5 protein-coding genes are annotated in these 4848 nt (G+C 59.2%); 2 read left to right on the forward strand and 3 right to left on the reverse strand.

Annotated elements, in window-relative coordinates; translation table 11 throughout:
• Positions 1-94: 94 nt before the first annotated feature.
• Entirely contained in the window at positions 95-304 is a 210-nt protein-coding gene (locus EJA71_RS12375; RefSeq protein WP_002554837.1) for a cold-shock protein, read from the reverse strand.
• 353 nt (positions 305-657) lie between these two features.
• Between EJA71_RS12375 and dcd the strand changes: the two genes are divergently transcribed.
• A complete protein-coding gene (dcd, locus tag EJA71_RS12380) occupies positions 658-1224 on the forward strand; it encodes a dCTP deaminase (protein ID WP_007918616.1) in 567 nt (188 codons plus the stop codon).
• Between the two features lie 105 nt (positions 1225-1329).
• Positions 1330-1539, forward strand: coding sequence for a hypothetical protein (locus EJA71_RS12385; protein ID WP_122591497.1), 210 nt, complete (start codon positions 1330-1332; stop codon positions 1537-1539).
• A 36-nt stretch (positions 1540-1575) separates the two neighbouring features.
• Here EJA71_RS12385 and pdeM read toward each other — a convergent pair whose 3' ends face one another.
• Entirely contained in the window at positions 1576-2229 is a 654-nt protein-coding gene (gene pdeM, locus EJA71_RS12390) for a ligase-associated DNA damage response endonuclease PdeM (protein WP_158957175.1), read from the reverse strand.
• Complete coding sequence (locus EJA71_RS12395; RefSeq protein ID WP_158957177.1) at positions 2226-4715, reverse strand: ligase-associated DNA damage response DEXH box helicase; 2490 nt, start codon at positions 4713-4715, stop codon at positions 2226-2228. Before EJA71_RS12395 ends, pdeM begins: the two co-directional genes overlap by 4 nt.
• Positions 4716-4848: the final 133 nt, after the last annotated feature.

The raw sequence follows: 4848 nt of genomic DNA on the forward strand, positions 1-4848 counted from the left end.
CCGCAGGCTGCGATCTTTTTTGCGCTTGAAAAACGGACGCCCACAAAAAAGCCCCGCTTTTAAGGGCGGGGCTCTTTTCTAAAGAAGCTACAAGTTAGATAACTTGTACTTCTTCAGCTTGCATGCCTTTCTGACCGCGGGTAGCGATGAAAGAAACCTGTTGGCCTTCTTTCAGGCTTTTGAAGCCGTCGGATTGGATAGCTTTGAAGTGAACGAACAGGTCGTCACCGGATTGTGGAGTGATGAAGCCGAAGCCTTTTTCATCGTTGAACCACTTAACGGTACCGGTTTGGCGATTAGACATGGTGTAACTCCTTGAACAAAGATAACTGCGACTCAGGAAGAACCCTGGCCGAGACTGAGTGCAAAGAGCAGGAAAAATTCTTGTAGATGGTTGGATCGAAATTCAACATATCGTGTAGAGATTCTCAGTGACACAAGCAGCACAGTGGCGCCACCTTAACCCTTTTTCCGGGACGTGCCAATGCTTCTTGCGAAGGTTTCTTTGTTTTAGGGATCGGCGGTGTGACGGTTCGTCGCCAGACTGCGTAAATCATGGGGGATCGCCGAGAATTGCAGCCCGCACTTTGAACCCGGCGGCGCGCCCGGTAAGATGCCGGACAGAATTTTTCCACCTCGCTATTCAGGACACCCGCCATGAGCATCAAATCGGACAAGTGGATTCGCCGCATGGCGCAGGAACACGGCATGATCGAACCGTTCGTCGAGCGCCAGATGCGTGGCAGCGACGACAGCCGGGTGATCTCCTACGGTGTGTCGAGCTATGGCTACGACGTGCGGTGCACCAACCACTTCAAGGTGTTCACCAACATCAACTCGTCCATCGTCGATCCGAAAAACTTCGATCCGGGCAGCTTCGTCGACGTCCACAGCGACGTCTGCATCATTCCGCCGAACTCGTTCGCGCTGGCCAGCACCGTCGAGTACTTCCGCATTCCGCGCAATGTACTGACCATCTGCCTGGGCAAAAGCACTTACGCGCGCTGCGGCATTATCGTCAACGTCACGCCGCTCGAGCCTGAGTGGGAAGGTCACGTGACCCTGGAATTCTCCAACACCACCAATCTGCCGGCGAAAATCTACGCCAACGAGGGCGTGGCGCAGATGCTTTTCCTCGAATCCGACGAGGAATGTGAAGTTTCCTACAAGGACCGTGGCGGCAAGTATCAGGGCCAGCGTGGCGTGACACTGCCACGTACCTGATTCGCCATCCGGCAGATCTCGGGAATTCTTTGGCGGGCAGACACTCTATGGGGTGTACTGCCCGTTTTTGCTTCTGAGAAACGGGCCTTCGCCGAGGAGTGCCTTATGAAGATCGATCCGCATATCACCGCCGAACTGGCAAGGCTTGAGCCCAATCAGGTTGGCGTATTGGCCTGGTCCTTGCTGGCACACCCGCCCATCAGCATGGCCGGTGGAATTCCCGGACAGCCTGATCCTGATACCCCGAATGAAGAGCCAACCGAGCCGGGCGTACCGACGCTGCCGGACGAGCCGCCACCGGCGCCTGTCGCCTGACAATGGTGATGTGTAGGAGCTGAGCTTGCTCTGCTCCTACAAAGGCCATATCTCGTCGTCGCCGATGACGAATATCCTGCAATTATTATCTTTTTCGACCTGATATCCCCCGGTAAACGCACCGAACGCTGGCATCAGGCTGATGCGTTCGCCCAATCTGAAACATGCCAGCCGCAGACTTTGCCGGCCTTTGCCGTGTAACCGGTAAACGGGATGCACGTGGCCGGCCAGTACATGCCGTTCAGGATGCGGATCCGGTTCATGTTGCAGGGCGAATGGCCCAAGCAGCATGGGTTCCGGGACCACACGGATATTCAGTGAGTCGGGTGGATCGCCGGCACGCTTGTCGTGATTGCCGCGAATCAGCGTCATCGGCAAGTCAGCGTGACGCGCGCGCCACGCGGCCAAAGCGGCCAATGTGCCCGGCGCGTGCGAGCCGGGGCCATGCAGGAAATCCCCAAGGAATATCAACTGACGACAGGGCAGCTTTGCCAGCAGCCGGTCCAGCACCGCGATGTTGCTCGCCGTAGTGCCTTGTGGCACTGGCTGGCCGAGGCTGCGATAGGCCGCAGCCTTGCCGAAATGCACGTCGGCAATCAGTAGCGCCTGCTGTGCTGGCCAGTACAGGGCTTTTTCCGGCAGCAGCCAGAGTTCTTCGCCCGCCAGCCGCACCGGGTAGGGCGCGCTCATTGCGAACCGCCCTTATCGGCACTTTTCTCCAGATCACCGACCATTCGTCTGATCCGGTCAGCGAGTTTTTCCGAACTCATGCTTTCGCGCATGCGCTCCACCAGCAGCGGAAACCCTAATGGCGTAGGACGTTTAATCAGATGCACGTCCAGTTTCATCCCGTTGATTCGCTGCAATGTCTGCTCCAGACGACGAATATCCAATTCTTCCCGTAGGACTTCTTCCCCGGCCTGCGCCAGCAACAAGTTGTCGGCGTCGTATTGCTTGAACACCTGGAAGAACAGTCCGCTGGAGGCCTGCACCTGCCGGGTGCTTTTCGGCGCACCGGGGTAACCGGCGAAGACCAGCCCGGCAATCCGCGCGATCTCGCGAAAACGCCGCAGGGCCAGCTCACCTGCGTTGAGGCTGGCCAGAACGTCGACCAATAGGTCATCGCCATTGAACAGCTCGGCATTCAAATGCTCGGCCCAGTCGATCGGTGTGGCGCTGAGTAGTTCCAGGCCGTAATCGTTCACCGCGATGGAAAACGTCACTGGCTGGCGCTGGCTGACGCGCCACGCCAACAGACTCGCCAGCCCCAGGTGCACCTGGCGCCCGGCAAAGGGATAGAGGAAAAAATGCCAGCCCTCGCGGGATTTCAGCACTTCGGCCAGCAGATTTTCTGTCGTCGGCAGACCTGACCAGCGCAATTGTGTTTCCAGCAGCGGTCGCAAGGCTTGCATTTCCGGGCCGTTGAACGCGCCTTGCGCGGCTTCGCTAAAACGCCTGACCACGGCTTCGGCCAATTCGTTGGAAAGTGGCATTCGCCCGCCATTCCAGCGTGGTACAGCAGCTTTTTTTGCGGTGCTGCGTTTGACGTAAGCCGTCATGTTTTCCACCCGCACCAGTTCCAGCAAACGTCCGGCGAAGAGAAAACCGTCGCCCGGTTTGAGTCGGGCGATAAAGCCTTCCTCAACACTGCCCAACTGCTTGCCGCCGCCGCCCTTGCTCCAGAATTTCAGGTTGATGCTGGCGTCACTGACGATGGTGCCGATGCTCATGCGGTGGCGCCGCGCCAAACGCGCGTCCGGCACTCGCCAGACGCCATGTTCGTCCGGCTCGACCCGACGATAATCCGGATAGGCTGTCAGAGACATCCCGCCATGACGTACGAAAGCCAGCGCCCAGGCCCAATCCGCCAGCGTCAGATCGCGATAAGCCCACGCCAGGCGGACTTCTTCGTACAGCTCATCCGGTAAAAAACCACCACCCAACGCCATGCTGACCAGATGCTGCACCAGCACATCCAGCGGCTTGTGCGGCGACAGTCGTGGTTCGATGCGCCGTTGTTCGACGGCATCGCGAGCGGCAGCGGCTTCGATGAGTTCCAGACTGTGCGTGGGCACCAACGTCACCCGTGAGGTACGCCCCGGTGCGTGGCCCGAGCGCCCGGCGCGCTGCATCAAGCGTGCGACTCCTTTGGCCGAGCCAATTTGCAGGACGCGCTCCACCGGCAGGAAATCCACCCCCAGGTCCAGACTCGAGGTGCAGACCACCGCTTTCAGCTGGCCGTCCTTCAAGGCTTTTTCCACCCAGTCGCGGGTGTCGCGTGACAACGAACTGTGATGCAAGGCAATCAACCCGGCCCAGTCGGGCCTGGCTTCCAGCAACGCCTGATACCAGATTTCCGATTGCGCCCGGGTGTTGGTGAACACCAGCGTGCTGGCGCAGGCCTCCAGTTCGGCGACCACTTGCGGCAACATTTTCAGACCGATGTGCCCGGCCCACGGAAAACGCTCTATGGCCGGTGGGAGAAGGGTGTCGACCTTCAGCGACTTTTCGCTTTGTCCTTGAATACTGACGCCGCCGCCCTGTGGGATAAGCACCTCTTCTGCGTGGGATTGATTGCCGAGGGTGGCGGACACCCCCCAGACGATCAGCTCCGGTTGCCAATGCCGCAGCCGGGCGAGGGCCAGTTGCAGTTGCACGCCGCGTTTGTTGCCGAGCAATTCGTGCCATTCATCAACGACGATCATGCGCAAGGTCGACAGCGCTACTTGGGCATCGGCACGGGCGAGCAGCAAGGTCAGGCTTTCCGGTGTGGTGATCAGCGTGGTCGGCAAGCGCCGGCTCTGCCGGGCGCGCTCGCTGCTACTGGTGTCGCCCGTGCGCAAGCCGATGCTCCATGGGAGCTGCAAGTCATCGACAGGCGTTTGCAAGGCGCGCGCAGTGTCGGCGGCGAGGGCGCGCATGGGCGTGATCCACAGAACTGTCAGCGGTTCGGCCGGCGCTTTACGTTTGCGTGGGGTTTCGACAGAAGGATGCGGGCGAGCGAAGCGATTGAGCGCCGCGAACCACACGGCATAGGTTTTACCGGCGCCGGTGCTGGCGTGGAGCAGGCCGGAATCGCCATTTCTGACCGCTGCCCAGACCTGTTTTTGAAAGGCAAACGGCTTCCAGTCGCGGGCGCTGAACCAGGTTTTTGCGTGGTCGGGAGATTTCGCCATGCGGGCTGCGCGCGCTCTGGAGGTGTTCTTCCAGTGACCACGTTGACAAGCGAAAGGTTTAAAAACAACGCGAACCCCTGTAGGAGCTGCCGCAGGCTGCGATCTTTTGATTGTAAAAAACAAGATCAAAAGA

Origin of the sequence: Pseudomonas sp. PB106, assembly GCF_009764645.1 — a bacterium.
Taxonomy (GTDB): domain Bacteria; phylum Pseudomonadota; class Gammaproteobacteria; order Pseudomonadales; family Pseudomonadaceae; genus Aquipseudomonas.

What these genes read in the sequence shown, in the direction of transcription:
- EJA71_RS12375 (WP_002554837.1), bottom strand. Translation starts at nt 304, where the DNA reads ATGTCTAATCGCCAAACCGGTACCGTTAAGTGGTTCAACGATGAAAAA.
- dcd (WP_007918616.1), top strand. Translation starts at nt 658, where the DNA reads ATGAGCATCAAATCGGACAAGTGGATTCGCCGCATGGCGCAGGAACAC.
- EJA71_RS12385 (WP_122591497.1), top strand. Translation starts at nt 1,330, where the DNA reads ATGAAGATCGATCCGCATATCACCGCCGAACTGGCAAGGCTTGAGCCC.
- pdeM (WP_158957175.1), bottom strand. Translation starts at nt 2,229, where the DNA reads ATGAGCGCGCCCTACCCGGTGCGGCTGGCGGGCGAAGAACTCTGGCTG.
- EJA71_RS12395 (WP_158957177.1), bottom strand. Translation starts at nt 4,715, where the DNA reads ATGGCGAAATCTCCCGACCACGCAAAAACCTGGTTCAGCGCCCGCGAC.